The 26,820-nt window shown below is 72.2% G+C and carries 19 protein-coding genes and 1 pseudogene; 11 read left to right on the top strand and 9 right to left on the bottom strand.

All coding sequences use genetic code 11. The features are described 5' to 3' along the window. The first annotated feature begins 72 nt into the window (after window positions 1–72). Genes DCW30_RS17345 through DCW30_RS17335 form a run of 3 tightly spaced genes read left to right on the top strand, consistent with a single transcriptional unit; the run spans window position 73 to window position 4,675 of the window. A complete protein-coding gene (locus tag DCW30_RS17345; protein ID WP_418347325.1) occupies window positions 73–1,326 on the top strand; it encodes an ATP-grasp domain-containing protein in 1,254 nt (417 codons plus the stop codon). Further along, window positions 1,323–3,332 carry a PEP/pyruvate-binding domain-containing protein gene (locus tag DCW30_RS17340; protein ID WP_076687694.1) on the top strand — a complete coding sequence of 670 codons (2,010 nt, stop codon included), beginning with the start codon at window positions 1,323–1,325 and terminating at the stop codon, window positions 3,330–3,332. Before DCW30_RS17345 ends, DCW30_RS17340 begins: the two co-directional genes overlap by 4 nt. Further along, on the top strand, window positions 3,329–4,675 hold the full coding sequence (locus DCW30_RS17335) for an MFS transporter (RefSeq protein WP_076687693.1): 1,347 nt from the start codon (window positions 3,329–3,331) through the stop codon (window positions 4,673–4,675). The genes DCW30_RS17340 and DCW30_RS17335 overlap by 4 nt, the downstream gene beginning before the upstream one ends. Here the strand turns inward: DCW30_RS17335 and DCW30_RS17330 are convergent. Next, window positions 4,575–5,204: an HAD family hydrolase gene (locus DCW30_RS17330; protein WP_076687692.1), complete on the bottom strand. Its 630-nt coding sequence runs from the start codon at window positions 5,202–5,204 to the stop codon at window positions 4,575–4,577. The two genes, DCW30_RS17335 and DCW30_RS17330, sit on opposite strands and share 101 nt — an antisense overlap. A 300-nt stretch (window positions 5,205–5,504) precedes the next feature. On the opposite strand from DCW30_RS17330, the gene DCW30_RS17325 reads away from it, so the two are divergent. The 4 genes and pseudogenes from DCW30_RS17325 (at window position 5,505) to DCW30_RS17310 (ending at window position 9,351) form a co-directional block, all read left to right on the top strand. Continuing rightward, entirely contained in the window at window positions 5,505–6,917 is a 1,413-nt protein-coding gene (locus DCW30_RS17325; protein WP_076687691.1) for a family 2B encapsulin nanocompartment shell protein, read from the top strand. A 21-nt stretch (window positions 6,918–6,938) separates the two neighbouring features. Continuing rightward, a pseudogene (locus DCW30_RS17320) lies at window positions 6,939–8,060 on the top strand (family 2 encapsulin nanocompartment cargo protein terpene cyclase); the annotation flags it as partial. A 3-nt stretch (window positions 8,061–8,063) separates the two neighbouring features. Further along, window positions 8,064–8,954 carry a geranyl diphosphate 2-C-methyltransferase gene (locus DCW30_RS17315; RefSeq protein WP_076687690.1) on the top strand — a complete coding sequence of 297 codons (891 nt, stop codon included), beginning with the start codon at window positions 8,064–8,066 and terminating at the stop codon, window positions 8,952–8,954. Between the two features lie 91 nt (window positions 8,955–9,045). Then, the gene (locus DCW30_RS17310; protein WP_076687689.1) at window positions 9,046–9,351 is read left to right on the top strand and encodes a hypothetical protein; all 306 of its coding nucleotides are present in this window, start codon (window positions 9,046–9,048) and stop codon (window positions 9,349–9,351) included. Between the two features lie 24 nt (window positions 9,352–9,375). On the opposite strand, the gene DCW30_RS17305 is transcribed toward DCW30_RS17310, so the two are convergent. The 4 genes from DCW30_RS17305 to DCW30_RS17290 all read right to left on the bottom strand — a co-directional run bounded on the left by DCW30_RS17305 (window position 9,376) and on the right by DCW30_RS17290 (window position 15,649). Further along, on the bottom strand, window positions 9,376–12,243 hold the full coding sequence (locus tag DCW30_RS17305; protein ID WP_076687688.1) for an NHLP bacteriocin export ABC transporter permease/ATPase subunit: 2,868 nt from the start codon (window positions 12,241–12,243) through the stop codon (window positions 9,376–9,378). Further along, window positions 12,244–14,526, bottom strand: a complete 2,283-nt coding sequence (locus tag DCW30_RS17300) for an NHLP family bacteriocin export ABC transporter peptidase/permease/ATPase subunit (protein ID WP_076687687.1) — start codon at window positions 14,524–14,526, stop codon at window positions 12,244–12,246. Further along, window positions 14,523–15,326 (bottom strand): HlyD family efflux transporter periplasmic adaptor subunit, encoded by an 804-nt coding sequence (locus DCW30_RS17295; RefSeq protein ID WP_076687686.1) that lies wholly within the window; start codon window positions 15,324–15,326, stop codon window positions 14,523–14,525. The genes DCW30_RS17300 and DCW30_RS17295 overlap by 4 nt, the downstream gene beginning before the upstream one ends. A 95-nt stretch (window positions 15,327–15,421) precedes the next feature. Further along, window positions 15,422–15,649 carry a hypothetical protein gene (locus tag DCW30_RS17290; protein ID WP_062768727.1) on the bottom strand — a complete coding sequence of 76 codons (228 nt, stop codon included), beginning with the start codon at window positions 15,647–15,649 and terminating at the stop codon, window positions 15,422–15,424. Window positions 15,650–16,477: 828 nt separating this feature from the next. Here DCW30_RS17290 and DCW30_RS17285 point away from each other — a divergent pair. Together DCW30_RS17285 and DCW30_RS17280 are read left to right on the top strand one after the other, a co-directional pair. Continuing rightward, window positions 16,478–17,410 carry a trypsin-like serine peptidase gene (locus DCW30_RS17285; RefSeq protein WP_076687685.1) on the top strand — a complete coding sequence of 311 codons (933 nt, stop codon included), beginning with the start codon at window positions 16,478–16,480 and terminating at the stop codon, window positions 17,408–17,410. A 10-nt stretch (window positions 17,411–17,420) separates the two neighbouring features. Further along, window positions 17,421–17,723, top strand: a complete 303-nt coding sequence (locus tag DCW30_RS17280) for a carboxypeptidase-like regulatory domain-containing protein (RefSeq protein WP_079250252.1) — start codon at window positions 17,421–17,423, stop codon at window positions 17,721–17,723. Between the two features lie 22 nt (window positions 17,724–17,745). Here the strand turns inward: DCW30_RS17280 and DCW30_RS17275 are convergent, their stop codons facing one another. Genes DCW30_RS17275 through DCW30_RS17260 form a run of 4 tightly spaced genes read right to left on the bottom strand, consistent with a single transcriptional unit; the run spans window position 17,746 to window position 21,691 of the window. Further along, a complete protein-coding gene (locus tag DCW30_RS17275; protein ID WP_237283475.1) occupies window positions 17,746–18,498 on the bottom strand; it encodes an alpha/beta fold hydrolase in 753 nt (250 codons plus the stop codon). Next, on the bottom strand, window positions 18,404–19,516 hold the full coding sequence (locus DCW30_RS37490) for an SAM-dependent methyltransferase (RefSeq protein ID WP_076687682.1): 1,113 nt from the start codon (window positions 19,514–19,516) through the stop codon (window positions 18,404–18,406). The genes DCW30_RS17275 and DCW30_RS37490 overlap by 95 nt, the downstream gene beginning before the upstream one ends. Window positions 19,517–19,559: 43 nt before the next feature. Then, window positions 19,560–20,099, bottom strand: coding sequence for a flavin reductase family protein (locus tag DCW30_RS17265; protein ID WP_076687681.1), 540 nt, complete (start codon window positions 20,097–20,099; stop codon window positions 19,560–19,562). Then, entirely contained in the window at window positions 20,096–21,691 is a 1,596-nt protein-coding gene (locus DCW30_RS17260; RefSeq protein WP_076687680.1) for a tryptophan halogenase family protein, read from the bottom strand. The genes DCW30_RS17265 and DCW30_RS17260 overlap by 4 nt, the downstream gene beginning before the upstream one ends. A 220-nt stretch (window positions 21,692–21,911) precedes the next feature. Here DCW30_RS17260 and DCW30_RS17255 point away from each other — a divergent pair, with 220 nt between their 5' ends. Together DCW30_RS17255 and DCW30_RS17250 are read left to right on the top strand one after the other, a co-directional pair. Further along, window positions 21,912–23,384 (top strand): flavin monoamine oxidase family protein, encoded by a 1,473-nt coding sequence (locus DCW30_RS17255; protein WP_162933602.1) that lies wholly within the window; start codon window positions 21,912–21,914, stop codon window positions 23,382–23,384. Continuing rightward, on the top strand, window positions 23,381–26,680 hold the full coding sequence (locus DCW30_RS17250; RefSeq protein ID WP_076687679.1) for a ferritin-like domain-containing protein: 3,300 nt from the start codon (window positions 23,381–23,383) through the stop codon (window positions 26,678–26,680). The genes DCW30_RS17255 and DCW30_RS17250 overlap by 4 nt, the downstream gene beginning before the upstream one ends. Window positions 26,681–26,820: the final 140 nt, after the last annotated feature.

The following is a 26,820-nucleotide window of genomic DNA, read 5'->3' as shown; positions in this document are numbered from 1 at the left end:
GGTCACGTCCTGTCCCGGACGGCCGCGAGGGCGCAAGTGCACCTGCTGGCCCTCAGCGCTCTTCCTCCCGCCGTGGCGGACTCCGCCGGCAGACTGTGCGCCTCGGTCATCACGCCCGGCCGCACGCACCGCTCCGACCTGGTGTCCTTGATCGTGTCGCGGGCCAGGGCCGTCGGCGTGGACGCGGTGCTCACCTTCTCCGAGTACGCGGTCGTCGCCGTCGCCGAGGCGTGCGAGGCCCTCGGCCTCGCGGGAGCCGGCGGCGCCGCCGCGCTCGCCCGTGACAAGCGGCTGATGCGGCGCACCTGGCAGCGGCACGGGCTGCCCCAGCCCGAGTTCCGCCCCGTCGCCACGGAGGCGGACCTGCGCGCGGCGGCCCGCGACCTGCCGGGACCGCTGCTCCTCAAGGCGGCCTGGAGCGCGGGCTCGACGGCGCACCAGATCATCCGCTCCCCGCACGAGGCGTCCGCCGCCTGGGCCCGCTCCCGTGACGTGATGGCCGAATCGGCCCAGTTGGGCTACGCGGAGCTGCATGTGGCCGAGGCCGACGCGGACTTCGTGGTCGAGCGGATCGTGACCGGCACCGCGGCGGACTGGTTCGACGAGCCCGGCTGGGGCGACTACGTCAGCGTCGAGGGCGTCGTGGCCGACGGAACCTTCCACCCGGTGTGCCTGAGCGGCCGGATGCCGACGGTCGAGCCGTTCACCGAACGCGCGGGCATCACCCCCGCCCTGCTGGCGCAGGACGCCCAGGACCGGATCGTGGACCTGGCCCGGCGTGCCGTCGACGCGCTCGGCCTGCGCGACTGCGGCACCCACACCGAGATCAAGCTCGGCGCGGACGGCCGGATGTGGCTGATCGAGACGGCCGCGCGGTTCGGCGGCGCGATGACCGTGCCGCAGATCGAGGAGGTGTTCGGGCTCGACCTGGTCGGCATGCTCGTCGACCATCTGCTCGGCCGCCCGGTCGAGTGGCCCGAACGGGCCCTCACCCCCGCCCGGGCGCGCGGCGCGGCGGGTTCCCTCGTCGTCCTCGCGGTCGACGGCGACGGCGAGGCGTGGCCGGAGCGCAAGGTGTGGGACTTCCCCGCCGTCGCGGCGGGCGTCCCGCTCAGCCGGGGCAGTGCCCTGTCGGTGGTCGCGGAGAGCTCGCTCGCCGACGGCCAGGTCGTCCCGGTCTACGACCCGGCCGCGGGCGCCAACACCATGGCGGCCCTGTGCCTGCTCTCCGCCGCCGACGCGCGGACGGTGCTCCGCGACTTCGAGACGCTGGTGGACGCCATCCCCCGGGTGCTGCCCGGCGCCCGCGAGGAGGTGCCGGCATGACCGCCCACCTGCTCACCGACGCCGCGGGACCGGCCACGGACCGCACGGTCATCGGCGAGAACCTCTCCCTGCCGCTCTTCCGCACCCTCTCCGGGGTCCTGGCGGGCCACCCGTACCTGAAGGTCGTCGTCGACCGTGCCGAGGACACCTGGCACCTGCTCGACACCGCGGCGCACCCCTTCCACGTGAACTACATCGCCACCCGCGTCCTCGGCATGGACCTCGCCACGCTCGACGCGGAGCTCGACGCGTTCAACGCCTCCGTCTACATGGACCCCGGGCGTCGCTTCCTGCTCGGTGTGCTCTCCCTGCACACCGGCGAGGACACCGACGGCCGCGAGCGCACCTTCCTCGTCCTGGAGACGACCGAGGCCGACACGATGCACGGGGAACTGCTCCAGTTCTTCTACGCGTTCGTGCGCGCACGCGTCGACGGCCGGCTCCCGCTGCTGCTCAAACCCGCCAACCACGGGCAGGAGGAGGCGCTCGCGGCGATCAGCGAACTGCTCGTGCCCCGCGTCCTGAGCCACGAGCTCTTCGGCTCCAGGGCCAGGACACCGCTGAACCCGGGCGAGGCCACGGGGCGGCTGCGGTTCTTCCGTACGCAGGAGGAGTACGCGGCGGCGGAGGCCGGGCTCGGCTGGGCGGACATCGTGGCGATGCCGTGCCTGCCGGACGACGTGCCGCGCGTGGCCGGGTTCCTCAACACCGCGCCGATCACGCCGCTCTCCCACACCAACGTCCTCGCCTCCGGCTGGGGCATACCCAACGCCATCGTGCGCGACCTGGAACAGCTCGTCGAGCGGGACGGCCTCGACGGCGCGTGGGTGCGCTACCGGGTCGCCGACGACGAGATATCCCTCGAACGCCTCGACCACGAACCCGCCCTGCGCGCCCCGGCCTGGCACCAGCAGCGCATCCGCCTCGAACCACCACTGCTCGAAGACGTCCCGGTACTGGCCCTGCACCGGCTGCGGGCCGCCGACCGCGACCGCTACGGCACCAAGGCCGCCAACCTCGGCGAGCTGCACCACGTGCTGGACAGCCGCACGGCCGACCTCACCGCCTTCTACGGCCGGCCGCGGCCGCCGCGCGAGGACCTCTACGGACACCTCGCCGCCCGCCTCGGCCTCAGCGGTCCCTCCGAGGCCGAACTCCGCGCCCGCGCGGCCGAGTTCGTGGCGGACGCGGTCGGCGCGCCCGAGGGCGTCGCCCTGCCCTTCGCGCTCCAGCAGCGCTTCCTCGCCTCCTCCCCCGTTCTCCAGCAGGGCATCGGCAAGCTCAAGATGGCACTCGAACTCGACGCGACGGACGTCCTGGACTCCCTGTGCCTGCAACTGCAGCACCTGATCCGGCACACGCCCGTGCCGGAGTCGGTCACCCGGCAGATCAGCCAGGCCTTCCCCGCCCCCGCGGACCCGCGCGGACGCCTGGTGGTGCGCTCCTCGTCCAACGCCGAGGACCTTCCCGGCTTCTCGGCGGCGGGCGTCTACGACTCCGTCACCACCGTGCACGGCGCCGGGGAACTCCTGGACGCCGTGCGCCAGGTGTGGGCGTCCCTGCTCTCGCCCCGCAGCGTGCGCCTGCGCCACCAGGTCGGCATCTCCCTGGACGACACCTACATGGGCGTCATCATCCAGGAGTACGTGCCCGCCACCCTCGGCGGTGTCCTCGTGACCTGTGACCCGACCCGCCGCGAGGACTTCCGCAACGTCTACCTCAACTGCTCCCCCGGCTCCCCGGAGCAGGTGGTCGACGGCTCGGTCCTGCCGCAGCAGTACCTGTACAACACCGTGGAGGGCGGCGGACGCACCGTCGCCCTCGGCTCCTGGGGCGCCGGGCTCTCGGCCGCCGTCCGCGCCCGGCTCGCCGACCTGTCCCTGACCGGGCGGCTCCTTCAGTCCCACTTCAGCGCGGACGACGTGGACAAGCCGCTGGACATCGAGTGGCTGATGACCGGCAAGGGCGACTTCCGGCTGGTCCAGATCCGCCCGTACGCGCTGTGAGGGCAGCGCGCTCCGGCAGGCCCGGCGCGGGCGCCGGACCGACCGACACCGCCCGCCGGATCATCCGGCTCAACTACGGCTTCCAGCTGCTGTTCAACCTGCTGTGGTGGATGCCGGTGTTCTACGCCTACCAGAAGGCCGCCGGGCTCTCGGACGGGCAGATCTTCGGCATCCAGAGCATCTACTACGTCGCCTTCTGCCTGTTCGAGATCCCGACCGGGCTGATCGCCGATCGGATCGGCGCCCGCAACTGCCTGCGGGCCGGGGCGGTGGTCATGACGGCGGCGAACCTCGCTCCGGTGGTCAGCGCCTCCTACACCGGGTTCCTCGTCCACTTCCTGGCCATCGCCGCGGGCAGGTCGCTCACCTCGGGAGCGGCGAGCGCCTACCTGTACGACGGTCTGCGGGCCGAGAACTGCGACGAGCACTATCTGCGGGCGGAGGGCACCGCCCGCGCCCTCGGCCTGGCGGCGAAAGTCGTGTGCTGGCCACTGGTCGGGCCCTTGATGTCCGTGGCCCACTCCGCCCCGTACGTGCTCAGCGCGGCCGGCGCGGCGGGCTCCCTCGCCTGCGTCGTCGCGCTGCCCCGCCTCGCGGGATCGGACGGGGGCGAGCCGAAGGCGGACGGCGGGCGCGGCGCGTTCCTGCGGGACGCGGGCACGGCGCTGCGCTGCGTCGCCTCCTCGCGGTGGCTGGCCCTGGTGATGGTGCAGGGCGTGGCCGTCTTCACGCTCTCCCGGATCTGCCAGGTCAACCTCTTCCAGCCGATCCTGCTCGACCACGGCATCGCCGAGGCCTCGCACGGCGGGGTGATGGCGGCGATGACGGTGGCCGAGGCGGTGGCCGCGGCCCGGCCCCAGTGGCTGAGCCGCAGGCTGCCGCCGGTGGCCTGGGTCTCCGTCCTCAGCCTCGCGCTGGCGGGCGCCCTGGCCGCCATGACGTTCGGCGGGCCGTGGGCGGTCGTCGTACTGCTCTGCCTGTTCGCCGCCGCGACCGGCTTCGCGTATCCCGTGCAGCGCAAGCTGGTGAACGACGCGGTGCCCGCGCACGCCCCGCGCGCCACGCTGCTCTCGGTCGAGAGCATCGTGGACCGCGCGGTGTGCGCGCTGGCCGCGATCGCCGTGGGCGCCTACCTCTCGGCCGGGCGACTTGACGCCCTGCTGTGGCACAGCGCGCTCGCGACGCTCGTCCTGCTCGCCGTCTTCCAACTGCTGCTGCGCGGCCGGGCGGTGCGGCGCGGGGTCACCGGCCGAGAAGGTCGACCCACCCCACCGGAAGGTACGCCGGCCGGTGCGGCCGGCCGATCCGGTACGGAACGAAGCCGAGCGAGGCGGCCACGTTGACCTCCTCGGCGGTCTCCGCCTGGTAGACGACCCGGCAGCGGCCCGAGCCGGCCTTCGCCCGCTGCCAGAGGGCGGGGGCCGGTTTCCGCTCGGCCTCGGTGCGCGGGGTGAGCACGCGGTCGCCGAAGTCCTGCCACGCGAAGGGCACGGGCCCCTGCCACGTGGCGTCGACCTCCTGCTTCAGCCTGGCGGCACGCTCGGCGTCGGTCGCGCCCCAGGAGGACGGCACGTTGGTGATCAGACCGACCTTGATGCGGCGTTCGCGCAGGGCCCGCACATAGGCGGCGGCGCCGGCACGGTAGCCGGTGCCGCCGTCCTCCGCCGTGTGGACGAGGGTCTCGCCCAGGTCGAAGTAGACGATGGGGCACGCGCGTTCGCGTGCGGCGACGGCAGCTCCCCGTGCCGCGGCTCCGCCCGCGTCGCCGGTGGGCGCCGCGCCCGCCGGGACGGCGCAGAGCACGGTCGACACCAGGGCCGCGCCCAGCACGGCACGCGCACGGACGGAACCCGTGACGGCGGATCTCTGCATGATGTCGTCGCCCTTTCCTCGCGGACACTGGTCCACGGCGCTCTACCCCCGAACCTCCCGTGTCACGCGGATACGGCGGCATCGCACCGCCCTCGGGCACCTCCGTCACGATGGGGCACGGCAGGCGCCCGGACAGCTGAACCATCGGTTATGCCGATAAACCTGATACCGGGCAAGATCGCTGCATCGTGGTAACCCAGAGGCCTTTCGCGCGAGTTGGGCGTGCCGACGCCTAGCGTTTCCGACGTTCGCCGCCGTTCGTCGTCGTTCGCCACACCGCCGCGAAGGAGAAACCACCCGATGACCGTTGACACCAGCCCGGAGGCGGAGCAGGAGGCGCCCCGGCAGTTGAGCCTCGGCACCGAGGCTGCCCGCAACCTCGCCTCCACGACCAAGTCCGCGCCGCAGATGCAGGAGATCACCTCCAGGTGGCTGCTGCGGATGCTGCCGTGGGTGGAGACCAAGGGCGGCACGTACCGGGTGAACCGCCGCCTGAGCTACGCCGTCGGGGACGGCCGCATCGAGTTCGTCCAGGACGGCGCGGCGGTCCGGGTGATCCCCGCGGAGCTCGGCGAACTGGCCCTGCTGCGCGGCTTCGACGACGCCGAGGTGCTGGCCGCCATCGCCGACCGCTGTGTCCAGCGCGACTTCCGCGCCGGTGAGGTGCTGGCCGAGCGGGGCACACCGGCGGAGCAGATCCACCTGATCGCCCACGGCCGGATCCGCCAGACCTCGGTCGGCAAGTACGGCGACGAGACCGCCGTCGCCACGCTCGCCGACGGCGGCAGCTTCGGCGAGAGCGCCCTCCTCGACGCCGACGCGCGGTGGGAATCGACCGCCACGGCGGAGACCGCGGGCACCCTGCTGACCCTGTCCCGCGCCGACTTCGCGGCGGTGGTGTCCTCGGCTCCGGGCCTTGAGGCCCACCTCCGGGAGTTCGGCTCGCTCGCGGACCGGCGGCAGAACCGGCAGGGCGAGGCGGAGATCGCGATGTCCGCCGGGCACACCGGCGAGGCGGAGCTGCCCGGCGCGTTCGTGGACTACGAAGTCCGCCCGCGCGAGTACGAACTCTCCGTCGCCCAAACGGTTCTGCGGGTCCATACGAGGGTCGCCGACCTCTACAACGGGCCGATGAACCAGACCGAGGAACAGCTCAGGCTCACCATCGAGGCGCTGCGCGAGCGCCAGGAGCACGAGCTGATCAACAACCGGGAGTTCGGCCTGCTGCACAACGCCGACTTCAAGCAGCGCATCCAGCCCCACTCCGGGCCGCCCACCCCCGACGACCTCGACGAGCTGCTCTGCCGCCGGCGCGGCACCAAGTTCTTCCTCGCCCACCCCCGGACGATCGCGGCGATCGGGCGCGGCTTCACCGCCTGCGGCCTCTACCCGGACAACGTCGACCTCGGCGGGCAGCAGGTCCCGGCCTGGCGCGGCGTCCCGATCCTGCCGTGCAACAAGATCCCGATCACCAAGGAGAACACCAGCTCCATCCTGGCCATGCGTGTCGGCGAGGACAACCAGGGGGTCGTCGGACTGCGGCAGACCGGCCTGCCCGACGAGTACGAGCCGGGCCTTTCGGTGCGCTTCATGGGCCTGAACGAGCAGGCGATCACCTCGTACCTGGTCAGCACCTACTACTCCGCCGCGATCCTCGTGCCCAACGCGCTGGGGGTCCTGGAGAACGTGCAGATCGGCCGCAGCCGCGGCTAGGGGGTTTCGATGGATCTCACCCTGCAACAGGTCCTGCGCGGCCCCAGTGGTCTGGGCACGGCGAGCCTGCGCCTCGGCCGGTACGAGGAGCTCGCGGCGCCCCCGGGACCCGGGACCCCGGAAGCGGTCGTCGGCCCTCCGGAGCCCGAGGCTCCGGAGGCGGCGGGCCGGCCGGTCCCCGGGCTCTACCACCACCCGGTGGCGGAGCCCGACCCGGCGCGGGTCGAGGAGGTCAGCCGCAGGATCAAGTCGTGGGCGGTGGACGAGACGCAGGTGTACCCCCCGGAGTGGGAGGAGCAGTTCGACGGCTTCTCCGTCGGCCGCTACATGGTCGCCTGCCACCCGGACGCGCCCACCGTCGACCACCTGATGGCCGCTACCCGGTTGATGGTCGCCGAGAACGTCCTCGACGACTGCTACTGCGAGGACCACGGCGGCTCCCCCATCGGCCTCGGCAGCCGGCTGCTGCTCGCGCACACGGCTCTCGACCCGCTGCACACGGTCGAGGAGTACGAGCCGCGGTGGTCGGAGTCGCTCGGGTCCGACGCGCCACGGCGGGCCTACCGCTCCGCCATGGCGTACTTCCTCCAGCACGCCTCCGCCTCGCAGGCCGACCGGTACCGGCACGACATGGGCCGGCTGCACCTGGGCTATCTCGCCGAGGCGGCGTGGGCGCAGGAGGAGCACGTGCCGGAGGTGTGGGAGTACCTGGCGATGCGGCAGTTCAACAACTTCCGCCCCTGCCCCACGATCACCGACACCGTCGGTGGCTACGAACTCCCCGCCGACCTGCACGCCCAGCCCGCCATGCAACGGGTCATCGCGCTGGCCGGCAACGCCACCACCATCGTGAACGACCTGTACTCCTACACCAAGGAGCTGGACAGCCCCGGCAAGCACCTCAACCTGCCGGTGGTGATCGCCGAACGCGAGGGCGTCTGCGAACGGGACGCCTATCTGAAGGCGGTCGAGATCCACAACGACCTCATGCACGACTTCGAGAGGGAAGCCGCCGCCCTGGCGGCCGCCTGCCCCGTGCCGAGCGTGCAGCGGTTCCTCCGAGGAGTGGCCGTGTGGGTCGACGGCAACCACTACTGGCACCAGACCAACACCTACCGATACAGCCTGCCCGACTTCTGGTAAGGAATGAACCTCCACGTGACCAGCGTTGAACTCACCACCGGCACCTCCGTCTCCATCCCCGCGCCGGCGTCCCCGTACCAGGGCGACATCGCCCGCTACTGGGACGGGGAGGCCAGGCCCGTGAACCTGCGCCTCGGCGACGTCGACGGCCTCTACCACCACCACTACGGCATCGGCGACGTCGACCACGCCGCCCTCGGCCCGGTCGACGACAGCGGCTACGAGGACCGGCTGATCGCCGAACTGCACCGCCTGGAGTCGGCGCAGACCGAGGTCCTCCTCGACCACCTCGGCCCCGTCGAGCGCGGCGACACCCTCGTGGACGCGGGCTGCGGACGCGGCGGCTCCATGGTCATGGCCCACCAGCGCTTCGGGTGCCGGGCCGAGGGTGTCACCCTGTCGGCCAAGCAGGCCGACTTCGCCAACCGGCGGGCCAGGGAACTCGGCATCGAGGACCACGTCCGCGCCCGGGTCTGCAACATGCTCGACACGCCGTTCGACACGGGCCAGGCCACGGCTTCGTGGAACAACGAATCGAGCATGTACGTCGACCTGCACGACCTCTTCGCCGAGCACTCCCGCATCCTCACGACCGGCGGCCGCTATGTGACCATCACGGGCTGCTGGAACCCCCGCTACGGCCAGCCCTCGAAGTGGGTCTCGCAGATCAACGCGCACTTCGAGTGCAACATCCACTCCCGCCGGGAGTACCTGCGGGCCATGGCCGACAACCGGCTGGTCCCGCAGACCGTCATCGACCTGACGGCGGCGACCCTGCCGTACTGGGAGCTGCGAGCCACGTCCTCGCTGGTCACGGGCATCGAGGAGGCGTTCATCAACTCGTACAGGGACGGTTCGTTCCAGTACCTGCTGATCGCCGCCGACCGCGTCTGACACAGCGGGGCGAAGACGCCGGGCCCGTCGTCCGACAGGCCCGGCAACGCGGGTCGGCCACCGAACCGCGCCGACGGGTCATGATGACCGGGTGGCGGCAGAAGACGTTGAGCACACGGACGACGGTCACTTCATCATCGTCAAGGGGCGGCGCTGGCGGGCCACCGACCCGCGGCTGGCCGACGACGTCAGGGAGCGCCTGGTGCACCATCTGATGGCGGCCCGCCGGGCCGTGGCCGCGGCCCGCGACGACGAGGCCGCGCGCAAGGCCGCACGGGCCAGGGTGCAGCTCGCGAAGACGGGCCTCGGGGAACGCGGCACCGCGTGGTGGGAGCTGCCCCTCGCCGAACGGCGCGGACGCGCGGCCGACTGCCTGCGCCGACTGGAACAGGACTGAGCGGTCAGGGCCGCGGGCCGGGGTTCAGGTCAGCTGTCTGCGCACCAGCTCGCGCAGCCGGCCGTTCTCGTCGGCCAGGAGCTGGGCCGGGGGGCCCTGCTCCACCACCCGCCCCTCGGACATCACGATCACGCGGTCCGCGTCCATGACCGTCGTGAGGCGGTGGGCGATCACGACGCGGGTCGCGTTCAGTGAGCGGGTGCTGTCGATCACCGTGCGCTGCGTCTCGTTGTCCAGCGCGCTCGTCGCCTCGTCGAGGAAGAGGACCCGGGGGCGGCGGATCAGCGCCTGGGCGATCATCAGGCGCTGGCGCTGGCCGCCGGAGACCGCTCCGCCGCCGGAGAGCATGGTGTGCAGCCCCATCGGCATGCGCTTGATGTCCTCGGCGAGGCCGGCCATCGCCGCGGCCTCCCACGCCTCCTCCTGCGTGAACGCCTCGGACCCGCAGACGCACTCCAGGATCGATCCGGTGAGCGGCCGCGCGTTCTGCAGGACCACACCGCACTGGCGGCGTACGGCCGCCTGGTCGAGGGCGGCCAGGTCCTGGCCGTCGTACAGGACCTGGCCCGAGACCGGCTCGTCGAAGCCGATCAGCAGGCGCAGCAGCGTGGACTTGCCGCAGCCGCTCGGGCCGACGATCGCGACGAACTCCCCGGGGCGGACCGAGAGGGACACGTCGTCCAGGACGAGGGGGCCGTCGTCCGTGTACCGGAAGGTGAGGCCGCGGGCCTCGATCTCGCCCGTCAGCTCGCCCGGCTGCGTGCTCGCCCCGCGCACCTCCGGCGCCTCGTCGAGGACCGGCTTGATCTGTTCGAACATCGGGAGGACCGCCGCCGCGGAGAGCAGGGCCCCGGTGAGCTGGGTGACCGACGTCAAGAGCATCGTCACGGCGGTGCTGAAGGTGAGGAACTCCCCCGCGGTCAGGCTGCCGCGAGCCGGACCGGCCAGGAGGACGAACATGACGAGGGTGCACAGCGGCAGGTAGACCGCGTTCAGGACCGTCGTCACGTTCTTGATGCGGCCCGCCCGCCGCTGCAGCTCCCTGCTGCGCGCGAACTCCCCCGCCCACGCCGCGTACGCGAAGCTCTCGGCGCCGGCGACGCGCAGTTTGGGCAGCCCGCGCAGGGTCTGGAACGCCTGGTTGTTGAGCTTGTTGGCGAGTTCGACCAGGCGGCGCTGCCAGCGCAGCTCCCACAGGCCGAGGGTGAGGAAGACCGCCGCGATGACGGCCAGCATCCCCAGGGCGGCCAGCGCGAGGGGGACGCTGTAGAGCAGCAGGAGGACGATGTTCATCGCGCCGATCGTGCTCGCCTGGAGCACGACGGGGCCGATGCCCGACAGGACCCGGCGGATCGCGCTGACCCCCATCGCCGCGCTCGCCAGTTCGCCGGTGGAGCGGGAGGCGAAGAAGCGGGTGGGCAGCCGCAGCAGCCGGTCCCAGACCGCCGGCTGGAGCGCGCTCTCCATGCGGCCCTCCATCCGCAGGATGGTGAGGTTCTGGAGCAGCATGAAGGCGGCGGAGACGATGCTCGTGATCATCAAGGCCAGGGAGACCTGGGCGATCGCGCTCTTCTCGCCGTTCGGGACGAGCACGCCGAGCACCTGGCCCGTCGCGATCGGCACCAGCGAGCCGATCGCGACGGTCACCAGACCGGCGAGCACGAGGTTGCGTACGTCGGCGCCGTTGCCCCGGAGGCTGAAGCGGAAGAGCCGCCAGGGCGTCAACGTCCGGTCGGGCAGCGGGCGGTAGAACATCACCGCCCGCGGCTCGAACTCCTCCGCGTTGGTCTTGTCGACGCGGGTGCGCCGCCCCGATGTGGGGTGCACCGCCTCGTAGCCGCCGCGCCGCCACAGCAGGGCGACCGGTGTCCCGCCGGCCGCGCGGTGGCCCACCAGGGGGCCGGTGTTCTCACGCCACCAGCGTCCGTCGAGCCGGACGGCGCGGGTGCGCACGCGGGAGGCCACGGCGATCTGCTCCACCGGGTCGATCCGGTCGCTCACCGCGCCGCCCGCGGCCGGACCCGCCAGGGTGATGCCCGTGGCCTCAGCGACGAGCCGGCAGGCCGCGTACGTCGCGTCGTCCCCGCCGCGGGAGCCGGGGTGGCGCCCGCCGCCCCGGCCGGAGCGGCCGATGGAGGCGATCAGGGTGCGGTCGGCCTGTGCGCGGACCGCCTCGCCCGCCTTGATGCCGGCCGCCGTACGGTCCTCGTGGGCCCGTTCAAGGCGTTCGATCCAGCGGTCGAGCGTGGCCAGGAGGCGGAACTGCTGGTTGACCATGCGCTGCCACATGGCCGGGTCGACGAGCAGGTCACCGGCCGCTTCCGCGCTGTGGGCCGCGCCGTACTGCACGCTGCCCGGGGCGACCGGCATCCAGAGGATGTCGTCGTCGGCCACCACGTCGTCGCCGGTGGTGCGGCCGTCGAGCGGCGCCTCGAAGAGGACCCGGTGGCCGCGTCCGACGCCGAGCGCGAAGGCGTGCTCCAGGAGGCTGAGGGCGGCGTCCTGGGTGTCGTACTGGCTGGGGTACCGCTGCTCGTGGGCCCAGGTGTCGCCGTGGTCCGGGCGGTACAGCTCGCGCAGCGGGATGCGGCGCAGCACGCAGCCCCGCAGCGGGCGGCCGACCAGGGTGTGCTGCGGGCCCTCGACCGGGCCGAGCAGCAGGGTGCCCGGTTCGAGGCGGCCGAGGAAGTGCCAGTGGCCCTGCTGCGCGGCGTCGACGGCGAACAGGTCGAGGGCGCCCGCCACGACGAGCCAGAGAACCTGCGGGCCCTCCAGGTGCAGGCTGCGCAGGTCCGTGCAGTCGGCCGGGCCGCCGAGCGCGCCGAAGGCGGCGGTGACCGTGTCGCCTTCGGCGTACGCGGCCCGGGTGTGCTGCTGCGGTGCCGAGGTCACTCAGTGCTCCTTGACCAGGTCGGCGTAGGGGCCGCCGGCGGCGGCGAGGTGTTCGTGGCGTCCGCGTTCCACGACCGTGCCGTGGTCGAGGACGACGATCTCGTCGCTGTCCCGCACGGTGCTCAGCCGGTGCGCGATGACGACGCAGGCGCAGCCGCGGCGGCGCAGGTTGTCGATGATGGCCTGTTCGGTCTCGGCGTCCAGGGCGCTGGTCACCTCGTCGAGCACGAGGATGCTGGGGCGGCGGACCAGGGCCCGAGCGATCTCCAGGCGCTGGCGCTGGCCGCCGGAGAAGTTCTGGCCGTCCTGCTCGACACGGCCGTGGATGCCGCCGGGCCTGCGGGCGACGACGTCGTACAGGCAGGCGTCCTCAAGGGCGGTGACGACGGCGTCGTCGGGGATGGAGGGGTCCCACAGCGCGACGTTGTCGCGGATGGTGCCCTCGAAGAGGAAGATGTCCTGGTCGACGAAGGAGACGGAGGCGGCGAGCGCGCCGCGCGGGATGTCCTCCAGGCGCTGTCCGTCGATGCGGATCGTGCCCTCCCACGGGCTGTAGAGGCCGGAGATCAGCCGGGAGACGGTCGACTTGCCGCTGCCGGAGCCGCCGACGAGGGCGACCTGCCTGCCGGGGCCGACGGAGAGGGAGAAGCCGGTCAGGAGCGGCTTGTCGAGGGGGCTGTAGCCGAAGGTGACGTTCTCCAGGGTGACGTGGCCCTTGAGGCGGCGGGTGCTCGCCTCGGGTCGGGGGCGGGAGTGGAGCGGGTCGACGGGGAAGTTCTCGACGTCCTTGAGGCGGGCGACGTCGGCGCCGAAGTCCTGGATGCGGCCGGCGACGCCGTTGAGGCGGGTGATCGGCGCGGTGAAGCGGGTGACGAGTGCCTGGAAGGCGACGAGGAGGCCGATCGAGAGGTGCCCCTCCACCGCGCGCAGGCCGCCGATCCACAGGATCAGCGCGCTGTTGAGCGTCGCGAGGGTCGGTGCGACGATGCCGAGCCAGGCGCTCGGCACACCGAGGCGCTGCTGCTCCTCCAGTGTGGTGGCGTGCTGGCCCGCCCACCGCCGGAAGTAACCGTTCTCCCCGCCGGTGGCCTTCATGGTCTCGATCAACTGCAGACCGGTGTACGAGGTGTTGGTGAGCCGGGCGCTGTCGGCGCGGAGCTTCTTGGTGCCGGTGGCCCGCAGCCGGATGACGAACCGCATGGCGACGATGTTCAGCAGCGCGATGCCGACGCCGACGAGGGTGAGCTGGGGGTCGTAGGTCCACAGCAGGGCTGCGTAGAGCAGGACGACGATGCCGTCGACCCCCGCGGCGGTGAGGTCGCGGGCGAGGGTCTCGGCGACGGCGTCGTTGGAGGCCAGGCGCTGCACGAGGTCGGCGGGGCCGCGCTGGGCGTAGAACGTCACGGGCAGGCGCAGGAGATGGCGCAGGAAGCGGGCGCTGCCGAGGGTGGAGGAGATGATGCGCCCGCGCAGCAGGTTGGCCTGTTGCAGCCAGGTGAGCACGGCGGTGAGCGCCACCATGGCGCCCATGGCCGCGAACAGCGCGCCGAGCAGCGAGGTCTGCCTGCCGATCAGGAACAGGTCGATGTACGTGCGGCTGAGCGCGGGCAGCGTGGCCCCGGCGGCCACGAGGAGCAGGCTGGCGAAGAGCGCGGCGAGCATGGTGCCCGTGGTGCCGCGCAGCCGTGTGGGAAGCGCCTTCATGATGCCGGGCCTGCGGCCTCCGGGGCGGAAGCCGTCGCCCGGTTCGAGGACCAGGACGACACCGGTGAAGCTGGTGTCGAAGTCCTCGGCGGGGATGAAGCGGCGGCCCTTGTCGGGGTCGTTGATGTGCACGCCGCGGCGGCCCAGGCGGCGCCCCGCGCCGTCGTAGACGACGTAGTGGTTGAACTCCCAGAACAGGATGGCGGGCGCCTTGACCTCGGCGAGGGCGGCCGGTTCCATCTGCATGCCCTTGGCCGTCATGCCGTAGCTCCGCGCCGCCTTGAGCAGGTTGCTGGCGCGCGAGCCGTCGCGGGAGACGCCGCAGGCGATGCGCAGCTCCTCCAGCGGGACGTGCCGTCCGTGGTGGGCGAGGACCATGGCCAGGGCGGCGGCGCCGCACTCCACGGCCTCCATCTGCAGGACGGTGGGCGTACGGACGGCCTTGTGGCGCGTGGCCCTGGCCGGCTTGCGCGGTGCGGCGCGACGGCCGCGGCGCGGCGGCTCGGGGCGGTGCCTGCGCCGGCCGCCGGGGGGCGGCAGGGGCTGCCGGCGGGCCGGGGAGGGGTGCGGTGCGGTCACGGAAGCAGCCAATCGATCAGGCGCTGCTCGGCGAGGTGGAGGGCGCCGGTGGCCGGGGTCAGGGATTTCGGTGCGTAGGGCGGGCCCTGCTTGGACCAGGCGTAGCCGGACTCGGCGGTGGCGGAGGGTTCGAGCCGCACGAGGACGGCCACGGGCGGCCCGTCCCGGGTGAACCGCGCCGCGAGTTCCTTGTCCCCGAGGAACGCGGTGACCTTCTGCGTGCTCTGTGCGGTGCGCCCGACGGCCTTGACGCGCCCGCGCAGCGTGCCGTACTCCTCGGTGGGGACGGACTGGACGGTGAGATCCACCGGGGCGCCGACGGGGACGGTGGCGGCGCTGTCCGCCGGCACGTAGAGCATCGCGAGGAGGGGGTCGTCGGAGCCCGAGACGCGCTCGACGGCGGCGACGTCGGCGCCGGTGGTGACGACGGCGCCGATCCTGGCGACCACGGTGGTCACCCGGCCCGCGGCGAGGGCGCGTACGGCCCTGTCGCCCTGTTCCGTACGGACCTTGAGCACGGGCGCGCCGGCGGAGAGCCGCTCGCCCTCTTCGGTGTAGACGCGGGTCACCTGGCCGGTGACGGGGCTCTGCAGGACGTAGCTGCCCTGGCCGTGGGTGAGGACGCCGGGGGCGCGGAGGGTGGAGGAGACGGAGCCGGTCACGGCCCAGACGCCCGCGGCCGCCATGACGACGAGAGTGACGGCGAGGACCAGCAGGCCCTGGGGGCGGGCGTAGCGGACCGGCAGGTCGAGTTCCTCGGGCGACTGCAGTTTGGACAGAGCCTGTTGGCGGAACTGCACGGAACGCTTTCCTTACTGTGCCGACGACGGCGGCAAGCCCCGGAACTGGATGTTCCGGGGCTCGCCGATCAGTGGTGTCCCGACGAGGTCGAGACTCAGAGACCGGCGACCGTGCTGGTGGCCAGGCCGGCGATCGGGCCCGTGTTCAGGCCGGTGGTGTCCTCGACGAGGCCGACGGCCGTGCCGACGGTGGCGGAGACCGGGGCGATCGAGTCGACGGTGCCGGTCACGGTGCCGATGGCGTTGGCGGAGAGGCCACCGGAGACGTTGTCGAGGTCGGCGTCGGAAATCTCGAGGGTCTCGACCTGGGGGGTGTTGTTCATGGTGAACTGCCCTTCTCATGAGCGGTGCAAAGGTGTTTTCAACACCGCGGATTTCTGGGGACGAATTCCGCGGTGGCCAGGATCAAAGCACGTTCGCACGTCGTACATCCAATCGAGCTGACGGCGCTCCGTCGCGGCAGCGGCATGGAATCACCGCTGCGTGCAGGCTTGTTCACCGGGCGAGGACATCGCCTTCACAACATTCACAGAAGGAAATTCGACACACGGAAGGACTCCTTCCACCAAAGCGGACACTCCCACCGTGAAAACCGGACCCCGTGGTCCGCGCACGAATATCAGGACGTCGCTTTCGTTGAATTCCGTGACCGCGCTGCACAGTGGATGTGCAGGTCCATTGAAGGCCCGCCGGTGTCTGCCCCGGCCTGGCGGAGCGCACTTTTGGGCCGAGGCCGCGCGGCGCCCTGACGGCCACCCGACTCGCCGGGCGGCGACGCCTCGGGCCGAGCGGCCCGCTGGTGCGCATCGCTATTCGGGCATCTCCCCCGCGTCCCTCCCCATGTGGGGCGGGGCGCGCGCGCCGGGCCGTGGCCACTGGGACGCGGCCCCGTCCGTCCGTCGTGGGGCAGCGCGGATGACTGACGCCCCGAGCGCGGCACGGGGCGCCGGAGCCGCCCGATCGGCGTGCCGTGTCCCGCTTCCGGGGACGGCGCGCGCCTTCGGCGGGTCGGCGTGAACGGTTCGTTGCGGCCCCTGTCCGGCGGCAGTAGAAGAGGTGTGACGCCTCAACATTGCGGCCGCGGCGTCCAGCAAGGCAGCAAGGCAGCAAGGCATCACATCGCAGCTCCCAGAGAAGCCAGGTGATCCAGCATGCCGCACGACCCGCACAGCGCAGTCACCAGCGAACCCGAGGACGGCACCCCCACCCTCGCCGTGGAGCAGGAAGCGGTCCTGCAGCCGGCGTCCCAGGGGACCGAGGGCGAGTCCCAGCACTCGACGGGCGAAGGCCTTGAGCACGTCGAGGGCTACCGCCGTCCCGAGCACTTCGCACCCGAGGCCTGGACGGCGCCGACCGCCACGCTGCCCGACATCGGAGAGGCGTCGTTCGGCCCGCCGCCCCCGGCCCCGGAGACCGTGCACGGCCCCGACGACCGCGTACAGATCACCAACACCAGCGTGTACCCGTGGCGGGTGCACTGCTATCTGCTCATCACGGCCCGCGACAACGCCCTCTACCAGGGCACCGGCTGGCTGCTCGGCCCGCACACCCTGGCCACCGCGGGCCACTGCGTCTACATCAAGGGCAGCGGCGTGGCGGGCCGGGACGGCTGGGTGAAGAGCATCCAGGTCATGCCCGGACGCAACGGCGGTTCGCTGCCCTACGGCAGCATCACGTGCACCAGCTTCCGCTCCGTGCTCGGCTGGACGGAGAACGGCGACGAGAACTTCGACTACGGCGCCATCATCACGCCCAACAACATCGGTTCCACGGTGGGCTGGTTCGGCTTCGGCGTATATTCGGACTCCGACCTGCTCAAGACGACCGGCAACATCGCCGGTTACCCGGGCGACAAGCCGCCGGGAACCCTCTGGTACGCGGCGCGCGGGGTCGACTCGGTCGCCGCGCGCAAGGTGTACTACGACATCGACACCGCCGGCGGACAGAGCGGAAGCTCCGTCTACCGCATCGACAACAACAACCGCTACGGCTTCGCCATACACGCCTACGGCGGTTCCCGGGTGAACTCCGGCACGAGGTTCACCACGCCCGTCTACAACAACTACGTGGCCTGGAAGGCGTGAACCGACCCCGATGAGCGGCAGCAGTCCCGGAGTGGAGATCACCGGTGTCGTCCGCGACGCCTCGGGCGCACCGGTGGCGGGCGCGCACGTCCTGTTCACCGACGGCCCCCGGCCCCTGCCGGACATCGCTGCCCTGACGGACGCCGAGGGGCGCTTCTCCCTCGGCGTCCCCTCGCCGGGCTCGTACACCCTCATGTGCCGGGCGGACCCGCTCCTCGGCCCGTCGGGCACGGCCGAGGCCACCGTCCGGGTGGAACCGGGGGCGCGGGCCACGGCCGCGGGCCCGGTCCGCGTGGACCTGACGCTCGGCTAGCGGGGCCGCGGGACCGCTGCCCTCACCCCCGCGCGGCCTTCTCCCCGAGGAATCCGAGCACCAGCGCGGTGACCCGGTCGGGAAACTGGTCGTGCGGGTAGTGACCGGCGCCGTCGATCATCTCCAGGCGGCCGAGGCCGGGCGGCAGCGCCTCGACGATTGCCGCGCCCTCGGCGTGCGGATCGGCCCAGTCGGGGTCGAGCGTGCCCATCACGACGAGGACCGGGCAGCGGACGTTGCCGAGCTGTGCGCCCGCGTCGGCCGGGGTGCTGCGGCCCATGCCCCGCACGGCCTTCATCCGGCCCGGCTCGCGCAGCAGGGAGTCCACGCGGCCGAGCCGCTCGTCCCAGTCGGCCGGCTTCACCCCGGGGTAGGCCACGTCGAGGTACGAGCGCCAGAGCGGCAGACTGCCGAACAGGCCCGTGCCGAGCAGGCGCAGCATGCCCTGCCGGAACCGCTTGACCCGCAGATCGCCGAGGCGGACCGACTGCGCGCGGGTGAAGGGCGCCAACTCCACCACCGCGCTGATCACCCCGGGTTCCCGCGCGGCGGCGATGGTGGCGGCGCCGCCCGACACCGAGTGGCCGACGAGCACGGCGGGACCGCCCAAGTGCCGGACGAGGGCGAGCAGATCACCGGCGATCGCCGTACGGCTCCAGGCCGGCCAGTCGACGCTGGACTCACCGCAGCCGCGCAGGTCGACCGCTGCGACCCGGTACCCCGCCGCCGCCAGCTCCGGGACCACCGCCCGGTACGCGGCACGGCTGTCGCCCATCCCGTGCGCGAGCACGACCAGCGGGCCCGTCCCCGTCACCTCGTACGCGAGGGCGCCGCCGTCGACGGCGAGGTACTCGGTCATGTCGTCCCCCAGCTTCAGCTAACGTTGTTAGCCGTAAGCTAACGCCATTAGCCGAGACTGTCAACGGTGGCGCCGGAGCGAGCGGGACGGCGGGCGGTCCACTGGGTGTAGTGGTGCGGCCCCCGCAGGCGTCCGAGCCGGCGAAGAGGTCCAGGAACCCCTGGAGGAACTCCTCGCTGTGCGCCGCCGCGAGCGCGGGCGCGACCTCCTCCCTGAAGATCCGGCCGAAGCGGGCGTACGTCGGCGTCGACGTCCGGTCGGTCACGTCGTGGAACTCCAGCAGGTCGAGCCCGGCGTCCGCGATCTGCCGGGCGATCTGTTCGGGCCGCGGGTACTCGCTGAGCAGCGCGATGCCCCGGAACGCCTCGGCCACCGCCTGCTGGGCGGCGCTCGCCGAGCCGTGGAGGAAGTAGTCGCACGCCACGAGCCTGCCGCCCGGCTTCAAGGCCCTGGCCAGGAGGGGGAGCACGACGGGGCGGTCCATGTGCCCCAGGGACTCGATGGCCACGACGGCGTCGAAGCTCGCCTCCGGGCAGGCCAGGTGGTGGGCGTCGGCCACCTCGAAGCGGACCTTGTCCGCCAGGCCCTCCCTGGCGGCGTGGCGCGTCGCCTCCTCGATGTGGCTCGGGACGACGGACACGCCCAGCACGTCCGCCCCGGTCTCCCGGGCGATCCGCAGGGCCGGGACGCCCATGCCGCAGCCCAGGTCGAGCACCTTGTCGCCCGGCCCCACCGCCAGTTCGGCGATGGCCTTCCCGGTCAGGTGGTCCTGCGCCTCGGCGAGGCTCCTGGGGTCCGCGGGGGAATCCCACCACCCGCAGTGGAAGTTGCTGCCGCCCAGCTTCGACAGCAGTTCGGCGGCGAAGTCGTAGGAGGTCTCGATGACCCCGGGAGGTGGGGCGGCGGGTGGGAGGGACGCGTCCTGGGACGCCACGTCGGGGGGGCATGAGCTGCCTCTCTGTCGACCGGATCGTTCGTCACACGCCCTCGGGGGCGTACGGATGCGCTTCTTGGGGCTGCGGCGCCCACCGGGAGAACTGCCGCAGGCCGTACAGCAGGGGCACTCCCGGAAGCGAGAAGCTGCTGACCACCCGGCCGAGCACCACGGTGTGGCTGCCGACCGTGGACAGCTCGGTGGCCCGGCACTCGGCCACCGCGAAGGCGTCCCGCACCAGCCAGGGATGGCCCGAGCTCCCGAACCGCCGCCACGTCACCGTCGCGAACCGGTCGTCGACGGGGGTGGAGAACTTGACGGCGGTGTCGCGGGCGCAGGAGTTCAGCAGGTTCACGGCGAAGCCGCCGCTGCCGCGGATGGCCGAGAGCGTGCTGCTGGTGGTGTTGAGGCACAGCAGCAGGGTGGGCGGGGTCAGGGTGACGCTGCACAGCGAGGAGCAGGTGGCCCCTCGCGGCTGCGCGTCCGTGTCCAGGCTGGTCACGACCGCCACCCCGGTCGGGAACGCGCTCATCAGACTGCGGTAGTCGTCGACGTCCGCCGACGACGGGTCGGCGGTGCTCATGCGCCGTGGAGCCGGCGGAGGTACTCGTGGTTCAAGGGCAGCGTGTCGGCCAGCTTCCGCTGCTCCTCGGCGACCCGGTCGAACAGGTGCTGGGCGCCCTCGGCCGCGTCGGGGTGGTGCATGAGGGCGGGCAGCGGGTGGTCCGGCTCCAGGCCGAGGCCGGCGAAGACGCAGTAGTAGCTGCCGTTCGTCCAGAAGTTGCGGAACTCCACGTCGAAGTTGTCGTAGTAGGCGCCCTCCGTGCTCGCCGGCTGGTTGATCGGCAGCCCCGCGCGGTACATGGCGACCTTCTCCTTGATCCCCTCGGGGAGGTGGAGGTCCTTGTTCGCCTTCCAGAAGGGCGTGTCGGTGCGCGGGGAGAGCGCGAAGTGCGCCTGGATGAAGTCCCGGGTGTCGTCGAACATCGCCTCGATCTCCGCGTTGAAGCGGTCGGCGAGCACGGCGTCGAAGCGCTGGTCGGGGAAGTGTTTCGCGAGATGGTGGAGCGCCGCGGTGATGAAGTAGATGCCGGTCGACTCCAGCGGCTCCAGGAAGCAGGAGGCCAGGCCGACGCTGACGACGTTCTTCACCCACGCGCGGCGGTTCCTGCCGACGCGGAAGCGGACGTGGTTGAGCCGGTCGCCCACCTCGTCCGGGTCGAGCCCCCACATCCGGCAGAAGTCGGTGGTGGCCCGGTCCTGGTCGGCGAAGGCGTCGGAGTAGACGTAGCCGGTGCCGAAGCGGCCGAGCATCGGGATCTTCCACGTCCAGCCGGACTCCATCGCGATCGCCGAGGTGTACGGCTCGACGCCGTTCGCCTCGTCGTCGTTCGGCAGGGCGTACGCCACCGCCCTGTCGCACAGCAGATGGTCGCTCATGTCGACGAACGGCTCTTCCATGGCCTGGTTGATCAGCAGCCCGCGGAAGCCCGAGCAGTCGATGAACAGGTCGCCCTCGATGACGGCCCCCGACTTCGTCCGCAGGGCGGTGACGAAGCCGCGCCCGTCCCTGCGCGCCTCCACCATCTCGTCCTGGACGTGCGTGACGTTCTGCTTCTCCGTGGCGTGGCGGCGCAGGAAGTCGGCGACCAGATGGGCGTCGAAGTGCCAGGCGTAGCGGGTGACCGGCTCGCCCCCGTGGTCGCGGGGCGCCTTGAGCGCGTCCATGATCGCGACGCCGGGGAAGCAGGCGTAGTCGAAGGGCTTCCCGGTGACGCCGTGCTTGCGGTTGTAGACCCAGTAGTGCGAGAGAGGCAGGCCCTCGTGTTCGGGCAGGAGCCCGAAGGGGTGGTGGAAGTGGTCCGGACGGCCGTCGATCTCACGCGCCCGCGCCTCGCCCTTTCCGGGCGTGCACCAATTGATGAACTTGACGGCTACTTTGTAGGCCGCGTTGCATTCGGGCATCCACTCTTCCTCGGAGAGGCCGAGCTGGTCGAAGAAGACCCTCTGCAGGTTCGGCACGGTGGCCTCTCCGACGCCGATCCGCGGAATGGACGGCGCTTCCAGGACCGTGACGCGTACCGTCTCCCCCAGTTTCTTCGCCAGATAGGCGGCCGACATCCAGCCCGCGGTGCCACCGCCCAGAATCACGATTTCCTTGACCCTTTGGTCCATGCCAGGAACCCCCTCCAACTGTGTCTCGGAAAGCCGGATTCCGTTCAGCGTATGAGCGGTCGGCACCGGCGGAGCAGGGCCGGGCGTGCAACCTACGCGATCACGTGGGATGACCCGCACACCCCTCGTACGTGCGTTCCGCGGGCCCTCATTCACTGTCGGTGAGCGGCCCCGACTTGGGGATGTGGCGGCGGACGGTGATCGCGCACAGTCGACTGCCATGTGGGCATCAACGCAGTTGGAGCAGGAAGAAGCGGCGGACGACGGCGTGGACGTCGCCGTCCTCGGCGCGGGTGTCGCGGGCTTGGTGGCGGCGGGTGAACTGGAGGCCCTGGGCCACCGGGTGACGGTCATGGAAGGCAGTGAGCGGATCGGCGGCCGGGTCTACACCCACCGGTTCGGCACGGCGCACGACGCTCCGTACGCGGAACTCGGCGCGATGCGCATTCCGTCCTCCCATGAACTGACGATGCGGTACGTGAAGAAGCTCGGTCTCGAATCGGCGCTGCGGCCCTTTCGCACCATCCTCAGCGACGACAACAATTACGTGACCACCGGAAAGGGTTTCGTCCGGGTCAAGGACGCCGCCGCCCCCCTCCTGGCGGATCTGCACGGTCTCCTTCCCGCGGCGCGCAGGGCCTCGTACAAGGAACACACCCTGCTGTTCGGCGCGTGGCTGACCGCGCTCGTCCGCGCGGTCGCGCCGGCCGAATTGCGGGACAATCTCGCGTCCGAACTCACCACCCTCCTCCCGCTCGCCGACGACACCGACCTCACGCCGTACGTCCACGGCGTACGGGCCGACCGGCTCCATCTCGGCCCGGTGTTCCGCGACCACCCCGGCCTGCGGGCCGGTTGCAGCCCGAGGCTCTGCGGCTTCCTCGACGATCTCCTGTTGGAGACCGACACCGACCTGATGTGCCTCAGCGGAGGGATGAGCCGGATCGTCGACCGCCTCGCCGAGCGCCTGCGCGCGCCGGTCCTGATGGGCCATGAGGTGGTCACGCTGCACGCCGAACGCGACCGGGCGGGCGTGGAACTGCGGGTCGGCGGGCGGGAGTTGACGCGCGCGTTCTCGGCCGTCCTGTGCACGCTGCCCTTCTCCGTGCTGCGCGGCATGGCGCTGACCGGCATCGACGACGACAAGCGCGAGGTCATCAGCAGCGTCGAGTACGGCGCCGCGACGAAGGTGGCCCTGCACTGCCGCGACGCCTTCTGGGAGGCGGACGGCACCCGGGGCGGGGCCTCGGCGACCGGCGGGCGCGCCCGGCAGACCTACTACCCGCCGTGCGAGGGCGATCCGGCCAAGGGGGCGACACTGCTCGGCTCGTACGCGATCGCCGAGGACGCCGACCTCCTCGGGCGGTTCCCCGCACAGGTCCGGCACGCCGCCGCCGTCGAGGAACTCTCCCTGCTGTACCCGCAGCTCAAGGAGCCGGGTGCCGTCCTCGACGCGGCGAGCATCGCGTGGGCGGGCAACCGCTGGAGCAACGGCTGCACCTCGCGCCGCTGGCGCTGGGGCAGAGACGCCGGCCGGTGCGCCGACGAGATGCGGCGGGCCGCCCGCCCGCAGGGACGGCTGTTCTTCGCCGGGGAGCACTGCTCGGCCACCCCGGCGTGGATCAACGGCGCCATCGAGTCGGCGCTCACCGCGGTGACGGAGATCGACGAGGCCCTCAAGGGGGCGCGGTGAGCATCTTCGACCTCCCCCGGCTGCACTTCGCGGGCACCGCGGTGACCCGGCTGCCCACCGGCCCGCGCGGCGGCCTCTACGACCTCGCCCGCCACCGCGCCCTGACCGCGGACGGACGGCCGTTCCCGCTGGACCGGCCGCCGCGGGAGTACCACGAGCACCTCGACCGGCTGGGGCGGCGCTTCGAGCCGGACGGCCGGGTCACCCCCGAGGGGCGGTTCAGCACCGTCAAGGGCTGGAACTTCGGCGGCAACGGGCACTTCTGGGTGGACGCCCGCATCACCGCGTGGGAACGCGTCCCGGGGGAGACCGACACGTCCGACCCCGTCGTGGGCCGGCACGTCGACATGTGGGGCCACTACAACGACTACCTGTCGACCACGTACAACCGGGCCCGCGTCCTCGACATCGACCCGGCGTCGCGCTGGACCACCACCCTCATGGTCGGCCGGTTCGGCTTCGGCAGGAAAGGCCGTTCGCACGAGGTCGGCTATCTGGCGACCGGCGACGTGACGGGCCTTCAGCCGCCGCGCAGGCAGAACTCCCGGTACGTCCTCGACCCCGGGGACCACCCGTTGGCCGACGAGTTCGCGCGTTCGGTGGTCCACCAGTTCGCCGTCCCGTCCGCGCACGGCCTGACCTGGGCCGACGAGACGGAGGCCTCCGATGCGGCCCGGCTGCTGCGCGAACGCGTGGCAGAAGGCGAGTTCGCGGGGCTCGTCGTGCGCTTCGCGCTCACCAACATGGCCACGCCCCGCGCCCACGACGCCCCTGACGTCTGGCAGCTGCGCGGCACCCTCGCGCCCTGGCGCCGCGAAGAGGAGCGGACCTGCCCGGCCGGGCGTCCGCTCACCGCCCGCGGGCCGCGCCGTGCGGGCACGGCGACCCCGCTGCACAACGCCGCGGTCCACGTGACCGACGCGCACACCACGGTCGACCTCGTCACCGCCGTCCCCGTGCGCCACCGGGGCGCCGAGCCGGGACCCGGGCCCCTGCACCCGCTCGGCCCGCGCCTCGACGTCGGTGACCTGGAGCTGCGCACCCGTGACTCCGGGCGGCTGGTCGCCCGCGTGCCGGCCAGGGCCTACCTCGCGGGCGCCGACCTGACGGGCGGGCTCGTCACCGTCCCCACGCACTCCTCCCCCGCCGCCGAGCCCCTGGTCCTCGTGGGCACGCTGCCGGACCAGCGGCCGAGGGTTCTGCTGGCCGAGGAGGAGACGGTGGTCCTGGTCGACGACTCCGCCCTCTTCCTCGACCCGGCGGAACCCTCCGGCGACGCCGCGGAGGTGGCACTGCGCGCCTACCGGCTGGGGCTTCCCGCGGCGGGGGTCACGCTGCGCGTCACGCAGTTCTTCAACCCGCGCGCGCTGCCGGGTCACCCCGTGGCGGAGGCGGAGGGCGCGCGGTGCGGTGACGTACGGATCGTGGACGTGCGACCCGGCGCGGCACGGAAGGACGGTGACGACAGCGGCTGGGCGGCGTCCTGCACGCTGACGACCGACGCCGACGGGCGCGGTTCCTTCGCCGTCCGGCACGCCTCCGCCGGCGCCACCCGGCTGCTCGTCCTGCCGGACGGGGACGAACCGCCGTGCGACGCCGCCGAACCCGGGTCCGCCGTCCGCGCGTACGACAACGACGACCGCCTCGGCTACTGGCCCGCCGTCTGCGCCGTGGACGTGCGGGCCCTGCCCGACACCCGGCGCCTCGACGACATCCCCCGCGACCAGGTCACCTTCGAGGTGCTGTACCGGGAGGTGTACGCCCCCTACGAACTGCTCCACTCGTTCATGAAGGACGAGATCTTCAGCCTCGCCGACCGCTCCCGGGTGGCCACCTACGCACGGCTCATCTGGCTGATGTGCGACCCCGCCAACAAGGACAAGACCTACTACATGCCGCCCACCCGCGACATGACCGGGCCGCAGACGAGACTTCTGCTCGCCTATCTGCGGCAGGACGAGGCCGACCGCAGACCACCGCCGAGGACGGTGCCGCGGCGGGTCCGCGACGGCGCCCTCACCACGCGCGCACAGCTCCACGAGGCGCTGCGCGAGGCCGCCACCGCCGAACTCGCCGTCATGCTCCAGTACTTGTACGCCGGGTGGTCGATCCCGCTGTACGGCGCGGGCCGGCAGCTGGTGCGGCGCGGCGAGTGGAGCCCGCGTCGGCTCCGCCTGGCGTGCGGCGACGGCGGGGAGACCCTCAGCAACGGCATCCGCGGCACTCTGATGGGCGTGGCCAGGGAGGAGATGACGCACTTTCTGGTGATCAACAACATCATCACCGCGATGGGGCTGCCGTTCCACATGCCGCGCATCGACTTCGGGACCCTCAACAGCCGGCTGCGGATGCCGCTCGACATGAGCCTGGAGGCGTTCGGTCCCGGCAGCGTGCAGCGGTTCATCGCCCTGGAGCAGCCGCACGACGTCAGCGCGGGGCTCGCCGATGACACGGTGCGCGAGCGGGAGGACGGCCGCCCCTACCCCTACCAGTCGCTCAGCGATCTGTACGCCGCGATCCGCGAGGGCATCGCCACCGTGCCGGACCTCTTCGTGGTGGAGCGGGGGCGGGGCGGCGGCGAGCACCATCTGTTCATGCGCCGGTCGGTGGACGCCGCGCACCCCGACTACCAGTTGGAGGTGGACGACGTGGCCAGCGCCCTGTTCGCCGTCGACTTCGTCACCGAGCACGGCGAGGGCAACGTGCTGTCCGGCGCCGCGCCCGAGGAGGAGTCGCACTACGACACGTTCCTGCGGATAGCGGAGCTGCTGGCCGCCGAGCACCACGGGGAGCGCCACGGGGACGGGTCCCCGCGGGGGCGACGGCCGCCGTGGAGCCCCGCCTACCCGGTGCTGCGCAACCCCTCGCTGCACGCGGGGAACCCGGCCTGCGACCAGGTGACCGCTCCCGGGGCCCGTGCCGCCCTGGTGGCCTTCAACGACGCGTATTTCCTGATGAACCAGCTCATCGTCCAGCACTTCGGTGTCGCGGCGGACAGCAGTCTGCGGCGCTCCCGCCTCATGAACGCGGCGATCGACGTCATGACGGGGATGATGCGGCCGCTGGCCGAGCACCTGGTCACCCTGCCGTCCGGCCGCCCGGGGCGCACGGCGGGGCCCTCCTTCGAGCTGGCGGAGCAGCCGGCCCCGATCCCGCGTGCGGACGTGGCGGCACGGGTGTTCAGCCGCCGCTTCGCCGAACTCGCCGAGGCCTGCGCCATGTTGCCGGGCCTGCCCGAGCGGGTCCCCGAGCTGATGCGTTCGTACGCGGATCATTTCGGCAAGGGGGGTCATTGACCCCTCACCGGGGTATGCCGCCGTGCGGGCGGCCCCCGGACCTTCCGGCCCGTTACATGGTGCTTCACCCGCTTCAGACCGATTTGACGGACGTTCGCCCGCCCCTCGACCATTCCACCCGAAGCCGACCTGATTAGAGG

Origin of the sequence: Streptomyces alfalfae, assembly GCF_004127445.1 — a bacterium.
Lineage (GTDB): Bacteria > Actinomycetota > Actinomycetes > Streptomycetales > Streptomycetaceae > Streptomyces > Streptomyces alfalfae.
The sequence above is the reverse complement of the archived record's forward strand: the minus strand, read 5'-3'. Positions and strand labels throughout refer to the sequence as shown.

Bases quoted from the DNA above. Each gene is read 5' to 3' on its own strand.
- DCW30_RS17265 (WP_076687681.1), bottom strand. From the start codon at position 20,099: ATGAGCACCGCCGACCCGTCGTCGGCGGACGTCGACGACTACCGCAGT.
- DCW30_RS17290 (WP_062768727.1), bottom strand. From the start codon at position 15,649: ATGAACAACACCCCCCAGGTCGAGACCCTCGAGATTTCCGACGCCGAC.
- DCW30_RS17285 (WP_076687685.1), top strand. From the start codon at position 16,478: ATGCCGCACGACCCGCACAGCGCAGTCACCAGCGAACCCGAGGACGGC.
- DCW30_RS17275 (WP_237283475.1), bottom strand. From the start codon at position 18,498: ATGGGCGACAGCCGTGCCGCGTACCGGGCGGTGGTCCCGGAGCTGGCG.
- DCW30_RS17260 (WP_076687680.1), bottom strand. From the start codon at position 21,691: ATGGACCAAAGGGTCAAGGAAATCGTGATTCTGGGCGGTGGCACCGCG.
- DCW30_RS17315 (WP_076687690.1), top strand. From the start codon at position 8,064: ATGAACCTCCACGTGACCAGCGTTGAACTCACCACCGGCACCTCCGTC.
- DCW30_RS17325 (WP_076687691.1), top strand. From the start codon at position 5,505: ATGACCGTTGACACCAGCCCGGAGGCGGAGCAGGAGGCGCCCCGGCAG.
- DCW30_RS17330 (WP_076687692.1), bottom strand. From the start codon at position 5,204: ATGCAGAGATCCGCCGTCACGGGTTCCGTCCGTGCGCGTGCCGTGCTG.
- DCW30_RS17340 (WP_076687694.1), top strand. From the start codon at position 1,323: ATGACCGCCCACCTGCTCACCGACGCCGCGGGACCGGCCACGGACCGC.
- DCW30_RS17255 (WP_162933602.1), top strand. From the start codon at position 21,912: ATGTGGGCATCAACGCAGTTGGAGCAGGAAGAAGCGGCGGACGACGGC.
- DCW30_RS17280 (WP_079250252.1), top strand. From the start codon at position 17,421: ATGAGCGGCAGCAGTCCCGGAGTGGAGATCACCGGTGTCGTCCGCGAC.